Source organism: Streptomyces sp. NPDC058086 (assembly GCF_042885015.1).
Classification (GTDB): Bacteria; Actinomycetota; Actinomycetes; order Streptomycetales; family Streptomycetaceae; genus Streptomyces.
In genome coordinates this window covers 207,497-232,782 of record NZ_JBHVST010000005.1, presented here as the reverse complement: position 1 = coordinate 232,782, position 25,286 = coordinate 207,497, and the positions used below count along the sequence as shown (strand labels likewise).

Annotated in this window: 19 protein-coding genes and 1 pseudogene; 11 read left to right on the top strand and 9 right to left on the bottom strand. The window is 69.5% G+C overall.

The genetic code is table 11. The features are described 5' to 3' along the window. The first annotated feature begins 2 nt into the window (after positions 1-2). Together ACFVWD_RS06280 and ACFVWD_RS06275 are read left to right on the top strand one after the other, a co-directional pair. Positions 3-833 (top strand): oxidoreductase, encoded by an 831-nt coding sequence (locus tag ACFVWD_RS06280; RefSeq protein WP_389594214.1) that lies wholly within the window; start codon positions 3-5, stop codon positions 831-833. A gap of 634 nt (positions 834-1,467) precedes the next feature. Further along, positions 1,468-2,781, top strand: coding sequence for an MFS transporter (locus tag ACFVWD_RS06275; RefSeq protein WP_389594213.1), 1,314 nt, complete (start codon positions 1,468-1,470; stop codon positions 2,779-2,781). A 30-nt stretch (positions 2,782-2,811) separates the two neighbouring features. Here ACFVWD_RS06275 and ACFVWD_RS06270 read toward each other — a convergent pair whose 3' ends face one another. The 6 genes from ACFVWD_RS06270 to ACFVWD_RS06245 all read right to left on the bottom strand — a co-directional run bounded on the left by ACFVWD_RS06270 (position 2,812) and on the right by ACFVWD_RS06245 (position 10,894). Beyond that, the gene (locus tag ACFVWD_RS06270) at positions 2,812-3,594 is read right to left on the bottom strand and encodes a class I SAM-dependent methyltransferase (protein WP_389594212.1); all 783 of its coding nucleotides are present in this window, start codon (positions 3,592-3,594) and stop codon (positions 2,812-2,814) included. Continuing rightward, complete coding sequence (locus ACFVWD_RS06265) at positions 3,591-4,538, bottom strand: hypothetical protein (RefSeq protein WP_389594211.1); 948 nt, start codon at positions 4,536-4,538, stop codon at positions 3,591-3,593. Before ACFVWD_RS06265 ends, ACFVWD_RS06270 begins: the two co-directional genes overlap by 4 nt. Continuing rightward, the gene (locus ACFVWD_RS06260) at positions 4,531-4,872 is read right to left on the bottom strand and encodes a hypothetical protein (protein ID WP_389594210.1); all 342 of its coding nucleotides are present in this window, start codon (positions 4,870-4,872) and stop codon (positions 4,531-4,533) included. The genes ACFVWD_RS06265 and ACFVWD_RS06260 overlap by 8 nt, the downstream gene beginning before the upstream one ends. 43 nt (positions 4,873-4,915) lie before the next feature. After that, on the bottom strand, positions 4,916-5,506 hold the full coding sequence (locus tag ACFVWD_RS06255) for a DUF5825 family protein (protein ID WP_389594209.1): 591 nt from the start codon (positions 5,504-5,506) through the stop codon (positions 4,916-4,918). After that, positions 5,488-7,413 carry a RiPP maturation radical SAM C-methyltransferase gene (locus ACFVWD_RS06250; protein WP_389594208.1) on the bottom strand — a complete coding sequence of 642 codons (1,926 nt, stop codon included), beginning with the start codon at positions 7,411-7,413 and terminating at the stop codon, positions 5,488-5,490. The genes ACFVWD_RS06255 and ACFVWD_RS06250 overlap by 19 nt, the downstream gene beginning before the upstream one ends. Positions 7,414-8,017: 604 nt before the next feature. Then, entirely contained in the window at positions 8,018-10,894 is a 2,877-nt protein-coding gene (locus ACFVWD_RS06245) for a BTAD domain-containing putative transcriptional regulator (protein ID WP_389594207.1), read from the bottom strand. A gap of 401 nt (positions 10,895-11,295) precedes the next feature. Between ACFVWD_RS06245 and ACFVWD_RS06240 the strand changes: the two genes are divergently transcribed. The 7 genes and pseudogenes from ACFVWD_RS06240 (at position 11,296) to ACFVWD_RS06210 (ending at position 17,210) form a co-directional block, all read left to right on the top strand. Further along, positions 11,296-11,979 (top strand): IclR family transcriptional regulator, encoded by a 684-nt coding sequence (locus tag ACFVWD_RS06240; protein WP_389594206.1) that lies wholly within the window; start codon positions 11,296-11,298, stop codon positions 11,977-11,979. Positions 11,980-12,079: 100 nt separating this feature from the next. Beyond that, positions 12,080-12,157, top strand: a pseudogene (locus ACFVWD_RS06235) (dihydrofolate reductase); the annotation flags it as partial. Between the two features lie 521 nt (positions 12,158-12,678). Then, positions 12,679-13,440, top strand: a complete 762-nt coding sequence (locus ACFVWD_RS06230; RefSeq protein WP_389594205.1) for a YoaK family protein — start codon at positions 12,679-12,681, stop codon at positions 13,438-13,440. 100 nt (positions 13,441-13,540) lie between these two features. Further along, positions 13,541-13,945: an integrase core domain-containing protein gene (locus ACFVWD_RS06225; protein WP_389594204.1), complete on the top strand. Its 405-nt coding sequence runs from the start codon at positions 13,541-13,543 to the stop codon at positions 13,943-13,945. A 419-nt stretch (positions 13,946-14,364) separates the two neighbouring features. After that, on the top strand, positions 14,365-15,186 hold the full coding sequence (locus ACFVWD_RS06220; RefSeq protein ID WP_389594203.1) for a hypothetical protein: 822 nt from the start codon (positions 14,365-14,367) through the stop codon (positions 15,184-15,186). 39 nt (positions 15,187-15,225) lie between these two features. Beyond that, positions 15,226-16,167 carry a D-2-hydroxyacid dehydrogenase family protein gene (locus ACFVWD_RS06215; RefSeq protein ID WP_389594202.1) on the top strand — a complete coding sequence of 314 codons (942 nt, stop codon included), beginning with the start codon at positions 15,226-15,228 and terminating at the stop codon, positions 16,165-16,167. Positions 16,168-16,442: 275 nt separating this feature from the next. Continuing rightward, positions 16,443-17,210: a hypothetical protein gene (locus ACFVWD_RS06210; RefSeq protein WP_389594201.1), complete on the top strand. Its 768-nt coding sequence runs from the start codon at positions 16,443-16,445 to the stop codon at positions 17,208-17,210. On the opposite strand, the gene ACFVWD_RS06205 is transcribed toward ACFVWD_RS06210, so the two are convergent. Continuing rightward, complete coding sequence (locus ACFVWD_RS06205; protein ID WP_389594200.1) at positions 17,211-17,444, bottom strand: hypothetical protein; 234 nt, start codon at positions 17,442-17,444, stop codon at positions 17,211-17,213. Between the two features lie 178 nt (positions 17,445-17,622). Between ACFVWD_RS06205 and ACFVWD_RS06200 the strand changes: the two genes are divergently transcribed. Further along, on the top strand, positions 17,623-18,021 hold the full coding sequence (locus tag ACFVWD_RS06200) for a hypothetical protein (protein ID WP_389594199.1): 399 nt from the start codon (positions 17,623-17,625) through the stop codon (positions 18,019-18,021). 414 nt (positions 18,022-18,435) lie between these two features. On the opposite strand, the gene ACFVWD_RS06195 is transcribed toward ACFVWD_RS06200, so the two are convergent. Further along, complete coding sequence (locus ACFVWD_RS06195) at positions 18,436-18,801, bottom strand: hypothetical protein (RefSeq protein WP_389594198.1); 366 nt, start codon at positions 18,799-18,801, stop codon at positions 18,436-18,438. A gap of 271 nt (positions 18,802-19,072) precedes the next feature. Continuing rightward, on the bottom strand, positions 19,073-20,068 hold the full coding sequence (locus tag ACFVWD_RS06190) for a TrmB family transcriptional regulator (RefSeq protein ID WP_389594197.1): 996 nt from the start codon (positions 20,066-20,068) through the stop codon (positions 19,073-19,075). Between the two features lie 883 nt (positions 20,069-20,951). Here ACFVWD_RS06190 and ACFVWD_RS06185 point away from each other — a divergent pair. Continuing rightward, on the top strand, positions 20,952-25,133 hold the full coding sequence (locus ACFVWD_RS06185; protein WP_389594196.1) for a hypothetical protein: 4,182 nt from the start codon (positions 20,952-20,954) through the stop codon (positions 25,131-25,133). The last annotated feature ends 153 nt before the right edge of the window (positions 25,134-25,286 follow it).

The window sequence follows — 25,286 nt, the reverse complement described above, 5'->3', positions numbered from 1 at the left end:
CAATGAGCGTTTGGTTCATCACTGGATCGTCCCGGGGCTTCGGCCTGGAGATCACCCGTGCCGCCCTCGCCGCCGGCCGCCAGGTGGTCGCGACCGCGCGGAAGCCCGAAACCGTCCGCGAGCAGTTTCCCGACGCCGGCGACGCGCTGCTCACCGTGCCGCTGGACGTGACGGACCCGCAGAGCATCCGGGCGGCCGTTGACGCGGCGGTCGAGCGGTTCGGCCGGATCGACGTCCTGGTCAACAACGCCGGCACCGGACTGCTCGCCGCCGTCGAAGAGTCCGACGACGCCGCAGTACGCGCGGTGTTCGAGACCAACGTGTTCGGCCCGCTCGCCGTCCAACGCGCCGTACTGCCGGTACTGCGGCGCCAGCACTCCGGCCACGTGATCAACATCAGCTCCATCGTGGGCTTCGCCACCGCGCCGGGCTGGGGCATCTACGCCTCCACGAAGTTCGCCGTCGAAGGCTTCACCGAGACCCTCCGCACCGAACTGGCCCCCCTCGGCATCCATGTGACGCTCGTGGAACCGGGCTTCTTCCGCACCGACTTCCTCGACCCCACCAGCCTGCACACCGGCCCCGACACGATCGACGACTACGCGCCCACCGTCGGCGCCATGCGTGCAGCCGCCGCGAGCCTGAACCACGCCCAGCCCGGCGACCCGGTCAAGGCCGCGCGCGCCATGGTCGAGATGGCCGCCTCCCCCGAGCCGCCCCTGCGCCTCCCGCTCGGAGCCGACACCCTGCAAGCCTTCGACGCCAAACTGGACACCTTCCGCAAGGAGATGGACGCCTGGCGGCACGTCGCCCTCTCCACCGATCACGACTAGGACAACACCACCGAATCCAGCTTCTTCGGCACCACGGTCCAAAGCCCTTCAGGAGCTTCGGTCGCGCTTCGATCACCCATGACCGGAAGGACGTTCCCGTGACCGCACAGCAGCCGTCCGTACTCGCCCACCATCAACCCCCGATAGTCCACCTGGACCCGGCCCGTCGCCGCCATCGCCTCCAGCCGCGCCCCCTGCTCCCGCTCGGCGGCCGACGCGCGGACCGGCCGGTGATCTTGTACGTTTCCGTGGCGCCCAGCCGGCGCAGGGAGCCCACGGCGTCGCGGCCACACGTCCGGCAACGGCCGGTCGTCGCGGGCCGGTTCGGCTCGTGCCCGCCTGTGGCCAACTTGCCCTCTCATCGGCTCCTGCGCACCTGCGTGTTGGGCGGCGTGATCAGTGAGTACCGATACGTGGCTTGACCGGCCGACGAGTTTCCGAACGGCACACCATGTCCGGCGCTGTCGTCGGCCGCACACCCCGCAGCGATCCCTGAGCCTGCTCCACGGCTCCGTCGCCCGCACCGTGGATGCGGTGAGGGATTCGGCCAACTAGCCTCCGTCTAAGGCCAGTTGACCCGCTCTTTCCTGCTCGCGGGTCGACACGCTTCGGCAGGCGGCTGATACGTTGAACCGTGGCCCGACACAACGGACGGAAAGCCGATCCACAAGGGCCGCAGCCCACCCCGCTGTGGCGAAACCGGGACTACAACATCTGGTGGTCCGGGGTGGCGGTGTCGAGGCTGGGCACCAGTGTTTCCACCTTGGCGTTCCCGTTGCTGGTCCTGGCTTCCACCGGGTCCGCCGCCGCTGCCGGGAGCGTCGGCACCTGCGGCAGTGTCGGTCTGGTGGCCGGTCTGTTGCCCGCGGGGGTGGCCGCCGACCGCTATCCGAGACGTGCTCTGCTGATCGGGTCCTCACTGGTCCAACTGGCCGCCATGGGTGTCGTCTTCTGGATCGTGGCCGCCGGGCGCCTGTGGCTGCCGCTGATCGCGGTTGTGGCGCTGGTGCAGGGCGTGGCGTCGGCGGCGTTCGCCGGCGCGGCGACACCACTGGTGAAACGCATCGTCCCAGCGTCACAGGTCAGGACCGCCTTCGCCCGGGTCGAGGCACGCGACTACGGTGCCCAGTTGGCCGGAGCACCGCTCGGCGGGGCGCTGTTCTCATGGGCACGCTGGGCACCGTTCCTCGTGGACGCCCTCTCTTTCGGGGCCGTCGCCCTCGCCTGTCTGTTCCTGCGCACCCCCCTGGGACCCGACGCCACCAACCGGCCCGCCGGCCGCCCTGCGCTGCGCCACGACCTGGGCGCGGGGCTGGCATTCATCCGGGGCAGCGCGTTCCTGCGGTACGCACTGCTGTGGATGGCGCTGATGAACCTGTTCTTCACCGGAATCGGTTTCATGTTCATCGTCACGTTGCGGCACCACGGCGCGTCGCCCTCGCAGATCGGCGCGGCCGAGTCGATCGCCACCGCGTGCGGCCTCGGCGGCGCGCTCGCCGCCGGATGGGTCGTGCGACGCCTGTCCGGCTACCGGATCATCCTGATCGTCTCCTGGATGGTCGCCGTGGGCGTCGGCGGGATCGTGCTGCTGGCGTCCCGGCCATGGCTGGCGGCCCTGTGTCTGGGCGCGAGCATCCTCTTCGTGACTCCGCTGAACGTCGTGTTCGCCAGCGGCATGGTGGCGATGGTTCCGGACGCGATGACCGCACGCGTCATGACATCGGCGAACATGGCCTCGCAGTCGTGCGGCTGGCTCGCCCCGGTGGTGTGCGGGGCGCTGGCGGACGGTCTCGGAGTCCAGGTCCCTCTGATCGCCATCGCCGTCGGCCTGGCGCTGCTGGCGGTCGCCAACCATGTCGTGCCGGTCGTACGCCAGTTGGGCGAACCGCCGGAGGGCGGCGGGGAATCGGAGTCCCGCGCCGACCCGGACGGGCAGACCGTCCTGTGAGACGGGCCGCCGGCCCGGGGCTCGGCGGCGTCACCCGGCGGCGGACGCTCCCACGACCAGGCAGGTGTAGTCCACGCCGATCTCCCCGCCTTCCTCAGCGTCGAGGAAGGCGGCCACCGCGCCCAGCAGCCGCCGCCGCAGCGCCTCGGGCAGGGCGAGGTGGCGGCTCTCGGTGGCCAGCAGTTCGCAGAACTGCCGGGAGGTGAGGCGGGTCTGCCAGGGCACGGCGGTCCTGGTCACGTGCCGGAAACCGTGGGATCGCAGTTCCTCGGCGTAGCCGTCGAGGTCGGACTCCGACAGGGAGACCCGGCCGCCCGGCCCGGCCGGCAGGCCGCCGGGGAGGACAGCGGCGTAGACCTCGTTGAGACGGGGCGCGTCGCGCAGCGCGTAGGAGCCGAAGTTCCAGGCGAGCAGGATGCGGCCGGTCGCGCCGAGGCATCGCGCTGCCTTCTGCGTCCGTTGTCCGGGGCGCAGCCAGTGCCAGGCCTGGCCGCACGCCACCAGGTCGAACCGCCTGCCGTCCGGCTCCCATGTCTCGAACGCGCCGACCTCGACCGCCAGCCCGCCTGCCGAGGCGACCTCCGCCATCCGTGCGTCCGGCTCGACCCCGGTGACCTCGTGGCCGAGCGTCGTCAGGGCGGCCGCGAGCTTGCCGGTTCCGCATCCGATGTCGAGTGCGGTGCCCGGCGGGCCTGCGCCCAGGGCGGCCAGGGCCCCGGTGAGGGCTTCGAGGGGGTAGCCGGGGCGCAGCCGGTCGTAGTCGTGCGCGCGGGCGCCGAAGCTGGTGGGTGCCCACGCCGCTCGGTCCGTCACATCAGTCCTCCGATCAGGGTCACGAACGTGTGCTGCGGAAGGAAGAGCACATAGGTGCCCACCGAGGCGAGGCTGAAGGGTACGAGGCGTTTGGGCAGCAGTGCGGTGAAGGCGGCGTGCGTGAGGAGGCCGAGAAGTGCGCCCGCCGGCCAGGTGGCCGGGAAGATCAGCAGGAGAGGGAGCGCGGCCTCCACGGCGATCGTCGCCAGTGAGGGCAGGAGCCAGCGGCGGGCGGCGAGCGAGGGTTCGGCGGTGGCGACACGGCGCGTGAACCAGTCGGGGAAATAGTATTCGCGCCGTCCCGGGGGCAGTTCGTCGCGCAGAGAGGCCAGTTGCTCGAACATCTTCTGCAGAGTGTCCCCGCTGGTGAACTGGCGGGAGGCGGCCTTGAACCAGGCGCTGCTCCAGTACACCTGGAACATCAGCACGACGGCGGCGGCCTGCGGCCAGGAGGGTCCTGTTGGCCCGGGTGCCCGCGCGGGATCGAAGAACGCGGCCGGGGACGGGGCGTCCAGCAACGACTGCAGGCTCAGATAGGCATCGGCCCCGGAGGCGAAGACGAAGGGGACGCACATCATGCCAAGGAAGAGGGTGTTGAACTTGCGGTCGAAGGTGAACTCGAACATGCACCAGGCGGCCACGACTGCCGCGGCGAGCGGGGTGAGCACCCCCGCCAGCAGACACAGCACCGCCACGGCCCGGGCGGCGTAGAAGACCTTGAACGCCGTGGGGCTCAGCAGCACCTTGACGGCCATGTCGTCCTGCTCGTACCGCCAGCGCACCAGTGACTTGGGGTGGAGGTCGAAGAACCGCGCCATGCCGTAGGCGTGGTCGGCGGTGATCTTCCACAGCAGGGCGGCTGCCAGGATCAGGCGGAAGCAGCACAGCGCCGGTCCGGACGCCGTGCCGTGGACCGGAAAAGCGGTCGGCAGCAGGTCATGCACGCACGATCCTGCCGTTTCTGACCGCGATCCTGAGGTGACCGAAAGGCACCAGGAGTACGCCGTCCCCGACCACACGCAGGCCGTGTTCCTCATCGAGGTAGCGCACCAGCGAGGCGAGCGCGTCCGGGGAGCCGAAGTGGTCCTGGCGCAGTTCGTACTCCCAGGGGCAGACGGGCCGCCCGTCGCGTACGTCGTGCAGCCGGGCGCGGTAGCCGCCGATGTGAGAGAACATCGCCCAGGAGCCGAAGGACCCCGGCGCGGTGAAGAACCCGCGCCACACCAGCCAGACCACGGCCCCGCAGGCGAGGACCGCGGCCGCGACGTCATTGACCATGCCGACTCCTTCGAGAGGTCGGGTCAGGAGGTTGGGGCACCGGTCACAGGACCATGGACGGGACGGGCCACCGATCGATGAGGCAGGGAGCCCACCAGTCGAGGCCGCCGAAGTCCAGTACGAGGTGCTCGGCGCGCAGCGCCACGAGGACATCGGGATCGACGCCGCTGACCTGCTGCTGCTCCAGCAGGGTCACTGCTTGCACATATGCGGGCTGGAGCAGGTTGAACCGTTGCAGCACTCCGTCCCGCCGGTCGCGGATCTGTACGAAGCCGGGGCCCCGGCGCCAGACGCAGCGGCCGATGTAGAACCGGTTGCGCCACTCGGTGAGACGTTCGGCCGGGCGGGCGCCGTCGAGGGAGGCCGGGGGCTGAAGGTGTGTCAGGTCGCGTGCGGTCAGGGCCGGATCGGCGCGCCGGCCTGCCCGCAGTTGCCAACGCACCAGCAGGCCGCGGGCGGTGGCGACCCGGACGAAGTCGAGGGCGCGCAGATCGCGGGGGGTGGGCGAGCTCAGGTTGACGGGCTCGTGGAGTTCGGCGTAGCGCACGCCGCGCGCGTACAGGTCGTGCACTTGACGCGCGGGGAGCGAGCCGTTCGAGGTCGTGGACGGCGGGGTCAGGAGATCGTCACGCATGTGGACTCCTCGGCCAGTTCCAGGGCCAGCTCGGGTCCGCCGCTCTGCGAGTCGCGCCGGATGCGGCACAGCAACTGGTTCTCGTCCTCGGTGGCGAGGTGGACGGCACGGTCGGCCTCGACGAAGATCAGTCCCTGTCGTCGCCAGTCGCCCAGCAGGGCCTCGACGCGGTTCTCGTCCCAGGTGCGACCGACCTGGACCGCGCGGCGTACCAGTTGAGCGACGGACCTGGGGTCGTGCAGGGCGCGGAACAGTTCGGCCTCGACGGGGTCCTCCAGGGTCATGGACCGCCAGGAGAAGCCCGGCCGGGAGTTGGTGAGCGTGATGCGGTGACCGAGGTCGACGTAGGACAGGCTGCTGCGGATGTAGTTGTCGGCCCACTCCTGAAGGGCTTCGGCGAGCCGTTCGGCGAGCTTGCGGTCGATGCCCTGGGCGGGGGTGTCGAACAGGTAGGCGAGATCGGCCAGTTCGGCCTCCGGGAGGTCATAGGTGATCTGGTACTGCGGGTTCGGGTGCCGGTCGGCGAAGCCCAACTCAGGGCGGTCGAAGTAGGGGCTGAAACGCTCCAGCGCGATCCTGTTCGCTCCGGTGCTGGGGTGGAGGTGGTGCAGGGCCGGAAACTGCTCGATGAGGGGCAGGTAGTCGTCCTGGGTCTCACCCGGGAACCCGTACAGGTAGTTCCACGCCACCGACAGCCCGTGGGTCTCGGCGTCCCGGAGGAACCGGATGTTGTGGGTGCCGCTCACGCCCTTGTCCATGATCTTCAGCACGCGGCTGCTGAGGCTCTCGATGCCCGGCTGGACGCTGACCACACCCGCCGCACGCATCTGGGCGATCTGCGACAGCTTCATGTTCGACTTGACCTCGTACTGGATGCGCAGGTCGAAGGGGGCCTCGGCGAGCTTGTCCAGGACGGAGTCGAGGTAGGACATCTCCAGGATGTTGTCCACGGCGTAGAAGTCCAGCACATGGTGGCGCCCGGCGAGCGTGAGGATCTCCTCCAGATAGGTGTGGGGGCTCTTGCTGCGGAAGGTCATCGCCGAACCGTTGAGCCCGCAGAACGTGCAGTGGTGCTTCTCGCCCCACCAGCAGCCGCGCGCGCCCTCGACCACGAGCACCGGCTCGTACCAGGACTGCACTCGCGAGCGCCTGAGGCGCTCGAAGTAGGCGTCGAAGTCGGGCGCGGGGATCTCGGACGGCGCCAGGAGCCGCTCGGTGGACGGGTTGCTCACGCTGGCGCTGCCGTCGCGCCGGCACAGGCCGGGTATGTGCGAGGTGTCCGGCTCGCCGTCGGCGCGAAGGGCCTCGACAAGTTGTGGGAACGTCCGCTCCGCCTCGCCGCGTACGACGTAGTCGACGAAGTCGAAGTTGCGGTGCAGCGCCTCCCCTTGCGGGCCGTCGCAGTTGGCTCCGCCCATGACGGTCGTCGTGCCGGGGGCCAGTTCCTTGATCCGGCGCAGCAGGGCGAGCGACGCCACGTTCTGCTGGAACGTCGAGGTCGCGCCCACGAGATCGGGACCGTCGGCGACTATCTGCCGTGCGGTGGCTTCGATGAAATCGGGAACGATCCGGTGCAGTCGAAGACATGTCTCCAACTGGTTGTCCGTGATCTTTCCCTTCAATCCGGCGGTGAACTCGTCGACCCGCCACGAAGGGTCCTTGTAGAGGGCAGAAGAGAACACCCAGTCGCCGCATCCCAGAAAGTAGCTGTGCAGGGAGAAAAAGCTGAACTCCGGGGCGCCGAGTCCTCCTTGCTGGTCCATCCAATCAGCGAACTCGATGTTGGCGTAGACGGTCTTCGTCTCGATTTCCGGGAATGTGTCAGCGATCCTTCGCGAAAGGATCCCGAGTGCGAGCGAGGGGGTTGCTGTCGTGGCCCACGGCATGCAGACCAGCGTGATCTTCATATGCCCTCCGGCGTGAGCCCGTGTCTCCCGGGCGGAAGCACGGAGCAAGGCTTGGAAGCGAGGCCGCGCTGGTCAGAAGGTGACGTACACCATCACCGATATCACCGTCGAATCGACGTCTTCGCGGTTTTCCATCTGCGGGTTGTTGTGCACAACGGTCTTCTCCATGACCCTCCTCCCCCGGCCGCTCGATGGTGACAGGGCGGGCATGGCATTCGGCTCGCCCCGACGAGGTGACCCTGCCATGCCGATGTTCTTTGAACGCTTCCGGTGCGACCGGATCCTCGGGTTGCACCGGAAGCGTCTGAAAGACCCCCCGGGAATACGGTCGGGGTCCTTCTGGACAGCGTCAGAAACTGACGCTGACTCCCACTGTGACCAGGGCAGAATCCGGATCGTCGATCTGCGGGTCGTTCTCCACGACGGTCTTCTCCATGATGTTCCCTCCCCTCCGCCGCTCGATGGAACCGGCACTCGAAAGGTGCGAAAACAGCGCCAGCGCGTCGTAACTCTTTCGAAAGTGTGGTGGCCGTGGAACGGCCTGTCGTGCCCTGTTCCACTCAGCGGAACCGAAGGCCCGAAACGGCCGGTCCGCCGCCCCGGCTTACTGGGGCCGGACCGGGATGTGGCCGGACGGCCTGCCGGAGGTGGCCGCGGAGCTGAGGCGGTCGAGGATTTTGGCGCGCAGGGAGTCGTCGTCGGGCAGGCCGAGTTCGCCGGTGAGGGACAGGGCCCGGGTCCAGGCGTCGCGGGCCGCGTCGGGCTGGTGGGCGCTGCGGTGTGTGTCGCCGAGGCAGAGCAGACAGGCGGCCTCACTGTGGCGCTCGCCGGTGGCGCGGAACAACTCCGCCGCCTGCCCGTAGCAGTCGACCGCCTGCTGGTACCGGCCCAGGTGATGATGGATGTAGCCCAGACTGTCCAGGATGTGGGCCTGCCCGTCCACGTCCCCGGCCTCGTGCGCGAGCTCAAGGGCCTGCTCGCAGTGTGCCAGCGCGCCGAGGTGGTCGCCGAGGTTGGCCTGCCGCCAGCCGATGTGGTTCAACGCCGCGGCCTGTCCCGCCCGGTCACCCGCCGTCCGGTAGTGCTCCAGGCTCCGGTACGCGTGCTCGAGCGCCTGCCGGGGGCGGCCCTGTGCCCCCGACATCCGCGAGAGATGCTGATGTGTACGGGCCTGCCCCGCGTCGCTGCCCAGCGTGCCGAACAGCTCCAGTGCCCGCAGGTAGTGCTCCCGGGCCGGCCCCGGGCGCTTCAACCGGTCCAGTGCCAGCCCCAGACCGCGGTAGGAACCTGCCTGTCCGGCGAGGTCGCCCTCGCGTCGGGCCGCCGCCAGCGCGCTGCGCCCGGCCGCCAGCAAGGCCTGCCAGTACCCGTGCCGGTCCAGAAAGCTGGTCAGCACCGTGACCAGCCGCCACACATGGCCGTCGAAGTCCGGCGGCGGCTGCCGCACGATCTCCAGCAGCACCGCGTGCTCGGCGACGAGCCAGGCCCGTGCCTGCCCATGGTCGGCGGGCTCCCCCACGTTGGACCCCGGCGCGGCCGGCCCCGTCGCCACCGGATTGGGCTGCGGGGTCACCAGAACATCGGCCGCCCTCGCGGTGTGCAGGTAGTGATCCATCATCCGGTGCAGCGCCGCCCGCCGCACCCGCTCACCGTCGTAGGCGGCCGCCAACTCCCCGGCGTACACCCGCAGGAGGTCGTGGAACGTGTACCGCCCCGGTACGTGCTCGACCAGCAGGTGTCCGCCGGTCAGTTCACTCAGCAGTCCCCGGGCCCGTTCCGGCGACACCCCCGCCAGCGCGGCCGCCGCCGCCTGTCCCACGTCCGGCCCCGGATGCAGCGCCAGCAGCCGGAACATCCGGGCCGCACCGGTGCTGAGCGCGCTGTAGGACCAGGAGAACACCGCCCGCACCTGACTGGCCTCCTCTCCCCCGTCCAGTGCGTCCAGCGGGCCGCCTCCCTGCCGCAGTTCATCCGCCAGCGCTCTCAACGGCCTGCGCGGCTGTACGGCCGCACGGGCCGCGACCACGGCCAGCGCCAGCGGCAGTCCCGCGCACGAGGCGACGATGTCCGCCACGGCCTCCAGCTCGGCCGCCACCCGTCCCGCCCCGAGCCGCTCCGCCAGCACGTCGCGCGCCGCGTCCGGACTCAGCGAGTCGACCGCCAGCAGATGGGCGCCCTCCGTCACCGCCAGCCCGGTCAACCGGTTCCGGCTGGTCACCAGCGCCATGCAGCCGACTGCGCCCGGCAGCAGCGGACGGACCTGTTTCTCGTCCCGCGCGTTGTCCAGCACCACGATCATCCGCCGCCCCGCCAACAGACTCCGGTACAGGCCCACTTGGGCCTCCAGGTCCGGCGGCACCCGCTCGGGCCGCACCCCGAAGGCGTCCAGAAACCCCCGTACCGCCTCCGTCAGAGGCACCGCCGCCCCCTGCGGATCGAATCCCCGCAGGTTCACATACAGCTGCCCGTCGGGGAACGCGCCTGCCATCCGGCGCGCCCAGTGCACCGCCAGCGCCGTCTTCCCGACCCCCGCCATGCCCGACACCACCGAGATCACCACCGCCGCGGAGTCTCCCTCCGCCGAGGCGAGGATCGCCGCGAGGCGGGCCAGTTCTTCGTCACGGCCAGTGAACCCGCGTACGGCCATGGGCAGTTGGGCGGGACGTTCGCCCGGTCGCGCCACCGCGGACGGCGGCTGTATCGGAGGCTTGGGCCGCGAAGCGGACCCGGACTGGTGGCCCCGCAGGATCGCCTGGTGCAGTTGCCCCAGCGCCGGTCCCGGATCCGCACCCAGCTCCTCCGCCAGCCGCTCACGGACGGCGGCGTAGCAGTCCAGTGCCTCCGCGCTTCGCCCGGTGGCGTGCAGCGCTCGCATCAGTGCTTCGGCCAGGGGTTCTGCCAGCGGATACTCACCGAGCAGGCCGGTCAGCGGGCCGATGACGGACGCGGGATCACCCAGGCGCAGCTCCGCGCGGGCCCACCCGACGGCGGTGTCCTGGCGCTGACGCCGCCAGGCCTCGCGCATCCGCGCCGCCCACTGTCCTTGCAGACCGGACAGGGGGTCTCCGCGCCACAGGCCGAGTGCATCATCCAGCAGCCGCGCCGCCCGCGCCGGGTCGGTCCGCTCCACCGACCGTGCCTGGTCGATCAGTTGCCGGAACCGGTACACGTCCACCTGGTCCAGGCGGGCTTCCAGCAGGTACCCGCCCGAGCGCCGCACCAGGCGTAAGGGCTCTCTCGCCGTTTCGGCGGCCTGTTCGCACATCCGCCGGATCCGGGCGACATGGGCGTGCACCGCGGCCCGCGCCCCGTCCGGCGCACGCGTGCCCCAGACCCGCTCGATGACCACGTCGACGGCGACGGGTCGGCCGACGTCCACCGCCAGGGCAGCCATCACCGTACGGCGTTGTGGCGGGCCCACCTCCACCACGCGGCCCCCCACCGACAGTTCCACAGGACCGAGCAACTGCACGTCCACCATGTCGTCTGCCTCCCCTCCGGGAAGCGTCCTCCCATGGACGACAAGCATTCGACAAGGTTTCAAGCCACACTCCAGTGCCAGTCTGCTGGGGTGCGGTCGAACGGACGGGCGATGACCGCGCTCCGTCCGAGCACGGCGGCAGGGGCCGTCGCCTGCCGGCTGCGCAACGGGCAGACAGGGGAGGCGGGAGCGTGACCGGACGTGGAGTGATCGCACCGGGGATGCTGGTGGCGGTGCAGCGGTCGGAGGTCATGCCGGGATATCTTCCGTCGCCGGCACCGGCACCGGCACCGGCACCGGCACCGGCACCGGCACCCGAGTCCGCGGGTGCGGCCGCAGGCACGGCTGGTGCGACTGCCACGGCTGGTGCGCCTTCGGCGGCGGGCGTTGGCGGACGAAGCGTGCTGGAAGGTGCTTTCGCGTTGCTGGAAGCGGTGGAACGGGCCGTGGAGGCCGGGCCGACCAGGCTGGCGTCCGAATGCGGGCTGCCCAAGACGACCGCGTACCGGCTGCTGGAACAGCTGGCGGACCTGGGTGCGGTGGAGCGGTGCCGTGGGAGTTACCGGGTGGGCCTGCGGATGTTCAGCCTCGGGCGCGAGTGGCAGCCGCATCCCCGGTTGAGGTCGGCCGCGAGGGAACCGGTGCGGCGTCTGGTGGAGATCACGGGTATGACGGTGGGGATCGCCGTGCTGTGGAGGGGCGAGACCCTGATGGTGGAGTGGAGTCCCGGCGAGGCCGAGCAGCCGGCCCCGCTGCGGGCCGGTACGACCTGGCCGTGGTTCACCGCGGCGGGCAAGGTGCTGGTAGCCGGGGGCCATCCGAATCCCCTGCTGGGGCCGCTTCCCGCGTCCTGGCTCCAGGAGGCCGCCGCGATCCGGGACCGTGGTGCCGCATTCGACCGGGAGGAAGTGATGAGCGGGGTGTGCTGCACGGCGGTGCCGCTGCTTGGAGCGGACGGCGCCCCGGTGGCGGCCCTCTGCGTCCTGACCGATCCCGCGCACCGCTTGGAACGGCTGGCGGAAGCCGCCCGGCAGACCGGCCGCGTGATCAGCGTGGGCCTGCGTGGCCGGCGAACCGGAAACTGACGGACCGGCGACCCTCTACTCCGCGACTGTCGGGTTCGCATCCCACACATGGTTCATGCGTGAGCGACGAGTTCGGGCGGCGGATCGAGTCTGCCCTGGCATGACTCGCATCATCGCTGACATCTCGGTATCCCTCGGCGGCTTCGTCACCGGGCCCGACCCCGGCGCTCGGCACGGCAACCGTCATTTCGGCCGCGAGAATGAGTGCCGTGATCGCCCCCCCCACAGCAGGCGGCAGCAACCTGGGCTGCGGGCGGTGAGCGTATTGCGGACAATCCGCAACAGGCCGAGACCCAGCAGGACATAGACGCCGCCCCACGCCAGATCCCGGGCGTGCACGCGAGCCTCGGGTCACATGCGTGCCGGCGGTACTCGGACTCACCCCGGCGTATCGTGCCGCAGCAGCATGAGTGTGCCCTGACCCACCGGCCATCGAGACCAGGGCCTTGACCCGGAATCCTGGACACGGCTTGCAGGTCGCGTTGAAGGACTCGGCGAGCGCGTTGTCCGCCGAGCTGCCGACGGCACTCATGCTCCTCCAGGAAGGATGCCGTCGCGACGACCGGTCGGCGCTCCCGGGAGCGGATCGCGAAGATGTCGCGCCCCGTCCTCTGCGCCGACTGCGGCAGACGGCGGTACTCCCCCTGCGTGTCACTTCGGGACCGACCGCTCGGGCCCGCGCTCTGCTGAGATTTGCCCATGCCCCAAAGCCCCACTGCCTCCACACCCTCCCCCGTCGACCGTACCGAGCTCCGCACGACCGTGATCATGACGGTGCTCACCGTGGTCGCGGGGGCGGTCGACGCCATCACCTTCCTGACCATGGGCCGGGTGTTCGCCGCACTCGAGACAGGCAATGTGCTGTTCCTGACCTTCGCGTTGGCCGGATCCGGCCAGGCCTCCGTGATCCGGCCCGCCGTCGCGCTCGCGACGTTCACCGCCGGGGTGGCCACGACCTCCTGCGCGATCCGCGCACTCACCGCGCGGGGACGCCGCTGGTTCCCGGCGGCGCTGGCCACCGAAGGAGGCCTTCTCGCGGTCGCGGGGACCTTGGCCCTGCTGCGCCGCGGGACGGGTTCGCTCGCTCACGATCCCGATCTGGTCGCCCTCGCGGTCGTGGCCCTCGCCATGGGGGTGAGGTCCTCCGTCGTACTGCGCGTGGCAGTACCGGGCATGCCGACGCTCCTCCTCCAGATGTCCCTGGTCCAGCTGGTGGCGGACGTGGCCATCGCGCCACGGGTTCCGGACGGCGAACAGGGGGAGCTGCGACGACTCGCGCGCACCCGCCTCACCGCGACCATCTGCGGCATGTTCGTGGGCGGGACCCTGGGCACGCTCATGGCGCCGTGGGGGACGGGCCGCGCGCTCCTCGTCGTCGCGACGGTCGTCATGGCGCTGGCGTTGCCGGGAGTCCACGCGGACCTGCCCCGCCACCGGCCTCCCCCGGCCTCGGCTTCTTGACGGGTTCGGCACCGCCGCGAGCCCGGCCGGAATCCGGGTCCTGGGTGCGACCGCAGACCCGACCGCTCCCTGGGTGGCGCAGGCCGCAAGGAATCTGGTCATGGACCTCGATGACGCGGGTTGCCAGGCCCGGTTCCTCATCCGGGATCGGGAAGTGAAGTTCCCTCACCAGTTCGACACCCTCCTCGCAGATGCGGGGATCGAGGTCGTGCTCAGCGGCGTCCAGATGCCGCGGATGAACTCGATCATGGAGAGGTGGGTGCAGACCTGCCGCCGCGAGCTACTGGACCGGACCTTGATCCGGAACCAGCGCCACCTGCTCCACGCCCTACGGGAGTTCGAAAGGTTCTACGACGGCCATCGGTCCCATCAGGGCATCGCGAACGCCGCCCCACTGCGCCCGCTGCCCGCACCCATCGCCGAACCGGAGAAGATAGCCCGCCTCGACATACGTCGACACGGACAGCTCGGCGGCATCCTGCACGAGTACCAATATGTGGCGTGACCAGAATGGATGGGGTTTACGGCAAGCGCAGCGTCGACGTTCACGGAGCACCACGAGCGAACAGCCGCGGGAGACCACCCCTGAGTCAGTAGCGGCTCCGGCGCCGTCCCATCCTCCGCTTGACGGCGTTCCGTAGCGCGCCCAGTCGCGGACCACGTGCCGCACGTGATTCCTCGAGCCAGGCAGAGGTGCGAACCGCGCTGCACGAGATGATCAAGGGCGAAGCCCGGCAGGCCCCGGGAAGGGTGCCGAGCCACATTCCGGGGCGGCATCAACCGCTCTGACGCTCAAGTCGCGGTCATCCGCCTTAACGCAAACTTCCGCGCATCAAGAACGGGCGGAGGGGGTGGCGGCCCGACGGAGGGAGCGGGGGCTACTACGCTCAGCGTACGTCGGCCGGTCTGGTCATCTCCGAGGGCGTGTGGATCAGCCGCGACGCGATCGGCTGGCACGACATACCGGGGCTGTTCACCGACGAGCAGATCGCTCACTGGAAGCAGGTGACGGACGCGGTCCACCGCTCAGGGGGCGTCATCTTCGCCCAGCTCTGGCACACCGGGTCCCCCTCGTACCCCGACTTCTTCGACGGCCGGCCGCCTCTCGCGCCGTCGGCCGTCAACCCGCGGCCGCTGGCGCCGACGTCGGGCCGCAAAGCCACCGTGGAGCCCTTGGCGATGTCGGAGCACGACACCCGGCAGACGGTCGCCGACTTCGCGACGGCCGCCCGTAACGCCATGCGCGCCGGATTCGACGGGGTACAGCTCCAGGTCGGCTTCAACTACCTGATCAGCCAGTTCCTGAACCCCCGCACCAATGTGCGCACTGACCGCTACGGCGGCTCGATCGAGAACCGGGCGCGCTTCCTCTTCGAGATCATCGAGGCCATCGGTGTCCATGTCGACCTGCGCCGTGTCGGTGTGAAGGCCAGACCCGCCTGGGCGGAGACGGGCGCATTCGTCGCCGGAAGCGAGTCCCTGGCCGACGACCTGGCTGACCTGGTCGCCTACGGACAGGCGTTCATCACCAACCCGGACCTGCCCGACCGGTTCGCCGACCACGCGCCCCTCAACGAACCGAAGCCGGACCTCTTCTACGGCCGGGACGCCGCCGACTACGCCGACTTCCCGCAACGGGAAAGGGAACGTACCAGAGGCCTGCCCCGCGGTGGAGACGGAAGCCACTGGGAGGAAACTGGCGAGCCGACGGCGGAAGCGGGCCGCCGGCACGATTCCGCCTGGTAACCATGAAAGCGTGCCGATCACGAGAGCCGGTGACCGAACATGAAGGTCGCAGTACTCGACGACTATCAGAACGTCGCCCTGAGCCTGGCGGACTGGGATTCCCTGCACGCTCAAGTAGAAGTCTTCAACGAGCCGTTCAGCGACGAGACGGAAGTCATCGCGGCGCTGGCCGACCACGACGTCATCGTAGCCATGCGCGAGCGGACGCCGTTTCCGAGTTCGACACTGAGCCGGCTGCCCAAACTCGCCCTGCTCGTCACCACAGGCCCCGGCAACGCCGCGATCGATGTCGATGCCGCCCGGCGGCTGAACATCACCGTCAGCGGCACGAGGTACTTCCCCCACCCCACGGCCGAACTGACATGGGGACTGATCCTCTCAGCAGCCCGCCTGATCCCCCAGAACGTGGAGTCGGTACGTCGCGGCGGCTGGCAGTTGGGCCTGGGAACGAGCCTGCACCACGCCACTCTGGGAGTCCTGGGCCTGGGACAGCTGGGCACCCGTGTGGCAGAGATCGGCAAAGCCTTCGGCATGCGGACCATCGCCTGGAGCCAGAATCTCCGGCCGGAAGACGCTCAGGCCAAGGGCGTGACCTACGTTTCACGCGACGAGTTGTTCGCCCGCTCAGACGTGCTGAGCATCCACGTCGTGCTCAGCCGGCGCACACGCGGGCTCGTCGGCGAACGTGAACTGCGCCTGATGAAACCCACCGCGCTCCTGGTCAACACATCACGCGGGCCCGTGATCGACGAAGCCGCCCTCCTGGACGCGCTGAACGAGCAGAGGATCGCGGGCGCGGCACTGGACGTCTTCGATCGCGAACCGCTGCCTGCCGACCACCCTCTGCGCTCCCTGCACAACGCCCTGGTGACCCCGCACATCGGATACGTCAGCCGGGACCTGTACGAGGTGTTCTACCAGGACGCAGTCGAAGACATCGCAGCGTGGGCCACAGGCTCTCCGCTACGGACCCTGACGTGACCATACGACTGGGTCTCGACCGTCCCGTCATGGGACGGTCCGCTCACCGGCGGTGGCACGCCAGGATTCAACACCGGCGCCGGGACGATCCTCTGCGGTGCGGGCCGTGGTCTTCCCCACCCACCGGTACATCGTGCCCGCCCGGGAAGACGGACGCGCTCTCAAGGAACCGGTCCTGATCTCCATCGATCTCACCGAGATCTCCGTCGACTGACAACGAGCAAGCCCGACTTCACCCCGACGCCCCTTCTGGTACCAGCCAAGGAGCCATGAACATGCGCGTTTCGAACTCACGACGGACGCTCCTTTCGGCGGCCATCGCCGGGTTGGCCGCCCTGTCCCTCACCACGCAGCCCGCGTCCGCTGCCACCTTTCCCGCCTCTCATCCGCGCGTCCTCGTCGAGTACGACCTCGCATCCGGACAGCAGTCGGCGAACGTGGTGGTGACTCCGAACGGCAAGCCGAACATCGTCCTGTCCAGATCCGCACAGTTAGAGGAGGTCACACGGGGCGGGCACCGGCGGCTGCCGGCCTCCCTCCCGCAGCGGGCCGACGGCGGCGTCAACACCCCCGCACTCGGCTACAGCCTCGCCACAGGGCTGGTACGCACCGACGACGGCACGCTCTACGTCGGCTACGCGGCCGGCGACGACTCCCTCACCGGCATCTGGCGCATCCGACCGGGCGGCAAGCCCCAGCGCATCATCGCACTCAGCGCCGCGAGCTTCCCCAACGGCATGGCGCTGGACGAGCGCACCGGCCGGTTCTACATCGCCGACTCCACCCGCGGAGTCATCTGGCGCGCCCCCATCGCCGGCGGAACCCCCACCGTCTGGGCCTCCGGGACGGCCTATGAGCCTGCTCGGCGTCAACGGAGTCAAGCTGCACAACGGCGCGGTGTGGGTGTCGAACTCCGACCAGGCCGCGTTGCTTCGCGTACCGGTCAAGCCGGACGGCAGCGCCGCAGCGGCACAGACCCAAGCGGAGGATCTCGGCGCGCCGGACGACTCCCTTCGCGTACGGGCCGCGCTGCGACTTCGTAGTCATGCGGCCCCCCGGACGAGTTCGTACCGCTCGAACTTCGGCGCCAGCCGGACCTTCCCGGCCGTCGGCTTCAGCCGGAACGGCGGCTTGAGGGTCGCGCTCCGGTCGCCCCGCGTGTCGCTCCAGACCGGCGCCTCACCGGCGGCGAGCCGCAGGTAGCCCTGCCTCAGCCGCGCGACCTGCTTGCCCTTGCCGACCGAAACCTTGACCGTGCCGCCGATGCTCTCGCCCATCTCGGTATGTGCACGGTGAGGCAGCGCGGTGGTCATCCGACACCAGTTACGAGGTAGTGACAATCGGGGGCCAACTTCTTGGCGCGCCGACTGCTCTTCTTCGGTGAAAGCGCGCCAATTGGGCAGCTATGAACCTGGTTGACGCAAAGGGAACGAAGAAATCCAAGGAGACTTGAGCATGAAGCTTGGTATGAAGCGGCTCGCGGTAGTCGGCGCGCTGGGTGTGGCCTCAGCAGCACTGGCGGCATCCCCGGCGTTCGCGAAGAGCGACATCTCGATTCAGGCCACCCCCCACACCGCGCATGCCGGCCACGTCGTGAAGGTACACGGCCAGGGTGACGACGACGCCGAGCAGTACACCATACTCGTCGTACAGGAGCGGTCCGGCAAACCCGGCCACTGGGGCCACTGGCACCCCGTCGCGCGGAGCTTCAACGGCGATGCGCGCGCAAACGTCAAGGCCACGCACACGGGCGAGCTGCAGTTCCGTTCCGTGCTGTACTCGACCGACAAGCACCACCAGCACCCGAAGACGGACCGCACCTCCACGCCAGTGACGGTCCACGTCGTCCGCTAGCCGACGCACCCTTCGATGACCGTGGCCAGTGCGGGCCACGGGTGCGGGCAGGTGCAGTCCCCTCGGGCGTGTTCGTGGTCTTCGGCCATTGCCGCCGGCGCTCCGCACACGCGTGCACGGAATGTGTGAGCGGGCGGCCCTTCTCGGCCGCCAAGCACTGGACCGCCGACGAGGCAACCCCGCACCGTGTACGGATCTGGGATACAGCCGGTCAGAGGCCAGTACATCGACGTACGTCCGGTGCACAGAGGACAGCACAGCGGAGCGCTACGCGCGCGACCGAAAAGGGAAACTCGAAATTCGGTGTGGCCCTGCACGGGTGGCGGTGTACCGGGCGATGAATCAGATTCCGGTACACCGCCATTGCCGCCTATTCGGTGCAGTCAATCTTCCGCTGCGCCTCCGGAAGAATCATCAGCCGTCATACCAGCCGTACTGAGTGATGGTGCCGTGACCGCTGCAGCTGCCCCCGAAGTCCCAGAAACCGGGCCCCTGCAGCGGGCCATGGATGTCCGTGCCATCACTGCAGTGAGTCCACGCCCCGGTGCGGCCGTAATCGACGGTGACCGTTGCACGCCAGGACACCCCGTTGAAGGAGTACGTGTTGAAGCCGTGGTTCGGGACATGCATGGGGCTTACTTTGCCCGACTGCCAGACGACGTGGTGCGTCACGTCCGCTGTTGTCGAGTTGGGCGTCGCCGCCTCAGCTGCGCCACCCATGGCGACGGTGCCCGCGATGGTCGCGGCTCCAAAGAACAGGCTGATCGCTTTTCTGTGCACGGGTCAGTTCCCCCTGTCGCAAGTTTGGTCATGTGCACGCTATTGAGATTTCCTGAGGCGAGTCAACTGCACCAAGGAGTTGAAATAAGCCAAAGGAGACAGAGAGAAATGGAACTTGTTTCCTCATTTCATCCAGACATCATTTAGGCTGGTGGGCAAGGTGTTCCCATGGACAAGGTTCGTGAGAACGGAACCTGGTGGCTTCGTCAGCGGTTCGTAACGACGTGAGTTCCCGCCGAGACCGCCCTGCACTCGGGTGCGGCGGTCATGGTCACAGCCAGCCGCGGTGAGCCGCGAGGAGGCCGGCCTGGAAGCGTGTGGGGGCACCCAACTGGGCCATCACACGCTGAATGCGCCTTTGCGTGGTGCGCTCGCTCCAGCCCTGGACCCGGGCGATCGCGGCGTCGGTGAGCCCGGCGGCGAGCAGCGTGAGCAGGTGGCCGGTCTCCACGTCGGGTCCGTCGGCCGCAGGTTCCTCCGCGGTACCGGCGTGCGGCGCCTGGCCCGTCACGGACACCGGAACGGCTCGCTCCCACTCCGCCTCGAAGAGTGACTCCAGGGCCACCAGCATCGGCGAGCTGTGCACCAGGTAGGCGGCAGACTGTCCGCCCGGCGCGAGACTGAAGTGGATAACAGCGTCCCGGCTGTCGCAGATGACGAGCTTGAGCGGCAACTCGGCTCGGACCCGCGCCTGTTCGCCGGCCCGGACGCTGGGCAGGATGTCGTCGCTCAGACGGCCCGGCCAGGCCACCGCCGCACGGTCGTAGACCACCCGGTGCGCCACGCCCGCACGCTGCTGCTGGATCTGTCCCTCGAAGTTGCTGCCCGGGCGGTCGACATACGGGGGCCGGTCGAAGACCCGTACTTCGCGGCGTGCCTCGGCGGTCAGCCGCCGTACCGCAGCGATGACGTCGGTGCGGTCGGTGAGCAGTTCGACCGGCATGTCGGGGTGGCTGATCCGGGATGCCTCGCGGTGAGCGTCCATCAACTGGTGCACCAGCAACCGGGCCTCGCCCAGTTGCTCTTCCCGTCGGCGGATGAGGGCGGTCACCGCGACATCGGGTGCCACCGCGGTGAACCGGGGTGGCCGCCCGGCCGCTCGTGTCGCCAGGCCGTTGTTGACCAGCGCGGCCAAGAGCCGTGCCACGGCCGGCGTGGACAAGCCGCAGGCGTCCGCCAATTCGCGGGCCGTGGCCCGCGGCAGGCCGACCAGCACGGCGTACGCTCGCTCTGTTTCGTCCGTCAGACCCAGCACGTTGAATGCCATGCGTTCTCACCGTTTCCATGGCGGCTTCCGCCAGCTGGCGGGAGACGGCCACCTCTGTCGCCTTGTGCGGCTCGTGTCGTGATCGACATCGTCCCTTCCGGTAAGGAGGTGCCCTCCGGCGGGCTCTGTGCTGCGGCGCCTGGCTGCCCTCCGGAAGCCGCCTGGTCCGGCGGCGCCGATGTACCGAGGCGGTCCCGGCCACCCTCGCGACCGTCGCCTGAAGAACTGCCGCGAAAAGAGGATGTGACACGACTTCGCCGGCACCGTCCTACAAAGGATCAAGTCGCCTGTCCCCATCAGCGGTCGAGTTGTCGCGGAGATCCGGGCGGCCAAGTGTCAACAGCCTTGTAAACGGCAACAGCTTCTGGCAGCCGCCCGCGGCGGAGCCGAATACCCGTTGGGCCGGAGCATCCATGGCATCCGACGGCCGTCTCATTCTGTGATGTGGCTCCGGCAGACAGGACGCGATCCAATCCTTGCCGGATGACGTGTCAGGAGTACGCGGAGTGCCGGCGGGACGCTGGGCGACGGCCGTCATCGCGTCACTGTGCTCCTGCCCGCGCCGGCGGCCCGGCGAGGACGACGTTGCCCGGCGTCGGCGTCGGCGTCGGCGCCGACGCGGCATCGGTGAGCGGCTGGTTCATGCGGCGCGGGTGAACGCCACCGCGAGAGGACCGCGGTTCCGTCTTGCTCAGCACGTTGAATGCCGCGCAATCAAGCCGTTTCGGTGGCGACTTCTTGCCAGTTGGCGTAAGTCCGCCGCCCTCACGATCTTGTGCCGGCTTCGCCAGGTTGACAGATTCCCCAAGGCGTGGGCGCTGTCCGGGGGGTGGCGCCTTCTCTGTGCTTCCTCCTGAGTTCTTTTGCGAGAAGTGGAGTGCCCATGAAACGGCGGAGAAGAGCGATCGCTCGCGGTGTCGCCACCATAGCCAGCGCGGCCGTACTGCTCGGCACACCCGTGCAGTACGCGGCGGCCACCGGAGCCCAGACCCCAGCGGCCGATTCCGTCGCGAAAGGTACGTCTGCGGGGGCTGCGCTGCCCTCCACCCCCGGATCCTCAGCGCTCGGTCCCTGGCGCTCGTTCCTGAAGCCCACGCCCGCGCAGTCGGCGAAGAACAGCCCTCATCAGGTCCTGGTGGTACTCGGCTCGGCCACCCAGGTGACGGGCACGTCGCTGGGCAAGCAGCGCAATCTGCAGGTCCGTACCCCGCTGACCTCGGACACCGTGGTCAACACCGCACTCCACCGGGCCGGCGCGGTCTCCATGCGGCCTCTGATACCGGGTCTCGCGGCCGCCCAGGCCCAGCAGTTGCGCTCAGCCGCCCAGGCGAAGCTGGGCTCCGGGGCGATCGACCTGTCCAGGGTCCAGGTCGTCCAGCTCGCCGGCGGCGACGCCAAGGTGGCGGCCCGGACGCTGGCCGCCACGCCCGGTGTCGTCTACGCCGAGCCCGACCAGACCGTCTCCCCCATGAACACCGGCTCCGTGCCGCTGCCCTCCTCGGTGGGCGCCACGGCGGGGAAGGCCGGCTCGTCGGCGAAAGGGCACAACAGCGCAGCGACCGGCTCCGACGGTGTGCCCGGCAACGCGGCTCTCGGCACCTCTCTGCAGAGCTTCCTCAACGCCGGCGGCGTCAACGCGACGGGTGCCTTCAGTGTGTTGAAGCAGAAGTTCGGCCAACTGCCCGGCACCGGTGAGACCATCACCAACGTCTCGGTCGGCGACCTCACCGACGCGGGGACGCCCAACCTCGCCGGGAGCGGGCCGACGACCGTCGTCCAGAACGGCCAGCGGTACCTGGACATCCCCTCGATGCCCTTGATCCCCACCTACACCGCGGACGCGACCGGCGCACTCGACCCGACGGGCTCGGCCCAGGGGCAGGACCCCGCGCTGGGTGAGGTGCTGCTGGACTTCTCAGTGATGGCGCCGCTTCCGCACGATCTGCAGCGCCCGGGCATGCAGGGCAGTGGGCCCTCCGACCTTCTGGGCATCGCCCCGGGTGCCAAATACCGGCTCGTCGTCCCGCAGCAGCCGACGTTCAGCCAGATCGCGGTGGCGCTGCTGGCCGCGGCCCGGCAGCAGCCGCGACCCGCCGTGATCACCGCCAGCCTCGGCTACGGCACCGACGCTCAGGGGCTCCCCGGCCGCTACCTGGAGGACGACCCGGTCCAGCAGGCCGTGATCGCGTCGATCGTGCAGCAGTACGGCATCACCGTGGTGGTCTCGTCGAACGACGGCACCAGGCTGTACACCAACGCGGCCGTCGGGCCTGACGGCGGCAGCACCGCGACCAACGTGACCCGCAAGGCCGCCGACACCACCCGGATCGACGACGACCAGCTGTCGACCACGCCCAGCAAGGTGCTGGACTCCGGCGCGATCGCCGCGGGCGGCACCACGACCGACGACACGCTGTCCGTGCCGCCGCAGAACGGCGGAGCCGCGTCGGCCCACGGGACCTGGGCGACCACCCGGCTCAACGGTTCCGGGGTCTTCTCCTCAGGATTCGGCACGCGCGTGGACGTCTCGGCGCCCAGTGACGGCATCCCCGCCTTCGAGCATCAGGGCCAGAGCGCGCAGTCCGTGACGGAGGTCCTCAGCGGAGGCACTTCGGCGTCGGCGCCCGAGATCGCGGCCGCTGCCGCGGTCGTGCTGCAGGCCTCCCGGCTGACCGGGCAGCACCCGTCGCCCGATGACGTCCGTTCGCTGCTGGAGCGCACCGGCCGGGCCGTGCCCACGCCGCCGCAGATCGACCAGCCGCTGCACGTGGGTCCGCAACTCGACGTCACAGCCGCTGTGCAGGCGGTCCTGGCCAAGGTGCACGGCAGCCACGCCGACACGGACACGCCCCGCATCGTCCGGCTCTCAGTAGCGCACCGCCAGACCATGGGCGGACTCGGTACCTCGTACCTGGAAGCTACCGACCCCGGACGCATCGACCTGGCCGGACCGGGCATGGGCTCCAGCGCCACCGGGGAGGGCCTGGTGGGACCGGTGACCATCGGCGCCGACGTGACCGGCCTGTCCAGCCGGCAGGGCGTCAGTTACGTGCTGCGCATCGGGAACAAAGAGTTCACCTCCGATGTGTCGGCGATCCGGCTGACCCCCACGCAGATGCTGACCGCGGCCGGACTTCCGGTCATCTCCCCGACGGACCGTCAGGTCTCGCTCACCTTCGAGGTGCGCCGCGGCCACCGGGTGCTGGCCTCGGCCACCCACGAGCTGACCTTCGGCCCCACCGACGGCGGCTACGTCGAGTCGCTCGCCCCGGTGGTCCAGCCCGTCGTCAAGGCGGGGCACTCCGTGCAGGTGAGCTACGACCTCACCGGAGTACGGAACGTCAGCTCGCCGAAGTTGGTCGTGTCGGGAGTCGGCCACTGGAACCCCGCGGCGGCGCCCATCTTCTCCGCCTCCTACACCGCCCCGCTGACGGCACTTCGCGGCACGGTCACCGTCCCGGCCGGCGCCTTCTCCGCCGGCGGCGGCATCTACGGGATCGGTATCCTCGAGAACCCCACAGGCAACTCCAAGCGTGGCCCGCTGTACGGCGAGTTCGCCTCGATCCGGGTCGACGGCGGTGACCCCTCGCAACGCCCGGCAGCGCCGACCCTGGCCTCGAAGACATCCGGAGAGTTCGGTCACCTGCTGGAGATCAACCGGGCCGCACCGCAGTTCTCAGTGCACTACGACGTATCGGGGGTCAAGGGCGCCACCGGCACGCTGCTGGAGTTCTCCGCGCCCGGGCCAAACATGTACAACTCGTACAACCTGGTCAGCAACCAGAACGGCACCGCCCGCGACCACAACGGAGTGGACAGCCCGGCCACGCTCGACCACTCGCTGAAGGGCACGCAAGGCACGGCGACGCTCGACGCACGGGCGCTCAAGCTGCCCTCATCGGTCAACTACGACCTGCGGGTGTTCGCCGTCGACGAGCACGGCAAGATAGTCGGGCAGGCCTCGCCGACGTCGTTGCTGGGATACGACGACGGACTGGCCCCCGACGGCACCAATCTGACCGACTTCGCGATCGTCCCTGGTGGCACGTCCGTCGCGTCGGTCGAGAGCCCCACCGGTGAAGGCTCGGTGTACGACTACAACGCCGCCACCGGGACCTATGGGCGCAAGTTGACGAGCGACCCCGCGTACGGCTCCATCTACGAGGTGTTCGGCGTCGACTCCGCCCATCACGCGCTGGTCCTGCACAAGCAGACCACCACCGGCCAGCAGTGGCTGGAGACCTACGACACGAGCACCGGTCAGGAGGTCGGCAGCTCCGTCCGGGTCGACGACCAGTACCTCGTGACGGGCGGGCGCGTGGACGCCGAACGCCACCGTGCCGCGGTGCTCGCCTACCGTTCGAGCGACGGGGCGAGCTTCGTCCTGTCCGTGGACACGGCGACCGGCGCTCTGGGCACCCCCCTCCAGCTCGACCCCACCCCGAACGGCTTTTCCAGGTACGGCCTGCTGGACGTGGACGAGTCGACCGGAGTCTTCTCCGCGCAGTTGACCGGGAGCGTCATCAACTGCTTGGCCTCGATCGGTTCCGGCACAGTGGCAACGGTCAACCTGGACACCAGAACGGTCACCCACAGCCAAGGCGGGACCCCTTGCGCCGCGGACCTCGCCTCCGACCAGAAGGGCAACCTCTACGAAACGTGGTATCACTCCTTGAGCGTCAACTTCCCCGGCACCGGGTACTTCGGGCAGCTCGGCGGCGGTGACCCGGTGAACCTCGGAGCGGCCCAGGGGGCCCTCGCGCTCGCCGTCGACGGCGAGCACCAACTGGCGCTGCTCGCCTTCCGGTACCCGAACCTGAAGCCGACGGGCGGCTTTCAGCAGTACGGCTTCACCGACAACAACGCCACCGGCCGCATCGCCGTCGTCGACCCGAAGACGGGCGAGACGGTGGGCACCGTGACCGGCGTCGAGTACCCGCTGTTCGGCAACTACAACGGTCGGCTCAACAACCACCACGAGCGCGTCATCCAGCTCGACCCGGCAACACGGACCGGCTGGACGTACGCAGGCGACGGCAGCCAGATCCAGCAGTTCTCCTACTGATCTCTCCCATGGATCTCTCCTACTGATCCGATTCGCTGCTCGACCACCCGGGTCCGGGGGGGCCCCGGCGCCCCCGGGCCCCCGGGGGTTTTGGGGGTGCCGGGGGGGCCGCCCCCGGCCCGCGCCCGGGTAGAAGTTCGGGGGGGAGTTTTG

Excerpts from the sequence above, each read along its gene's own strand:
- ACFVWD_RS06280 (WP_389594214.1), top strand. The coding sequence starts at position 3 with ATGAGCGTTTGGTTCATCACTGGATCGTCCCGGGGCTTCGGCCTGGAG.
- ACFVWD_RS06260 (WP_389594210.1), bottom strand. The coding sequence starts at position 4,872 with ATGGTCAATGACGTCGCGGCCGCGGTCCTCGCCTGCGGGGCCGTGGTC.
- ACFVWD_RS06255 (WP_389594209.1), bottom strand. The coding sequence starts at position 5,506 with ATGCGTGACGATCTCCTGACCCCGCCGTCCACGACCTCGAACGGCTCG.
- ACFVWD_RS06250 (WP_389594208.1), bottom strand. The coding sequence starts at position 7,413 with ATGAAGATCACGCTGGTCTGCATGCCGTGGGCCACGACAGCAACCCCC.
- ACFVWD_RS06245 (WP_389594207.1), bottom strand. The coding sequence starts at position 10,894 with ATGGTGGACGTGCAGTTGCTCGGTCCTGTGGAACTGTCGGTGGGGGGC.
- ACFVWD_RS06230 (WP_389594205.1), top strand. The coding sequence starts at position 12,679 with ATGCCCCAAAGCCCCACTGCCTCCACACCCTCCCCCGTCGACCGTACC.
- ACFVWD_RS06225 (WP_389594204.1), top strand. The coding sequence starts at position 13,541 with ATGGACCTCGATGACGCGGGTTGCCAGGCCCGGTTCCTCATCCGGGAT.
- ACFVWD_RS06215 (WP_389594202.1), top strand. The coding sequence starts at position 15,226 with ATGAAGGTCGCAGTACTCGACGACTATCAGAACGTCGCCCTGAGCCTG.
- ACFVWD_RS06210 (WP_389594201.1), top strand. The coding sequence starts at position 16,443 with ATGCGCGTTTCGAACTCACGACGGACGCTCCTTTCGGCGGCCATCGCC.
- ACFVWD_RS06205 (WP_389594200.1), bottom strand. The coding sequence starts at position 17,444 with ATGGGCGAGAGCATCGGCGGCACGGTCAAGGTTTCGGTCGGCAAGGGC.
- ACFVWD_RS06200 (WP_389594199.1), top strand. The coding sequence starts at position 17,623 with ATGAAGCTTGGTATGAAGCGGCTCGCGGTAGTCGGCGCGCTGGGTGTG.
- ACFVWD_RS06190 (WP_389594197.1), bottom strand. The coding sequence starts at position 20,068 with ATGGCATTCAACGTGCTGGGTCTGACGGACGAAACAGAGCGAGCGTAC.
- ACFVWD_RS06185 (WP_389594196.1), top strand. The coding sequence starts at position 20,952 with ATGAAACGGCGGAGAAGAGCGATCGCTCGCGGTGTCGCCACCATAGCC.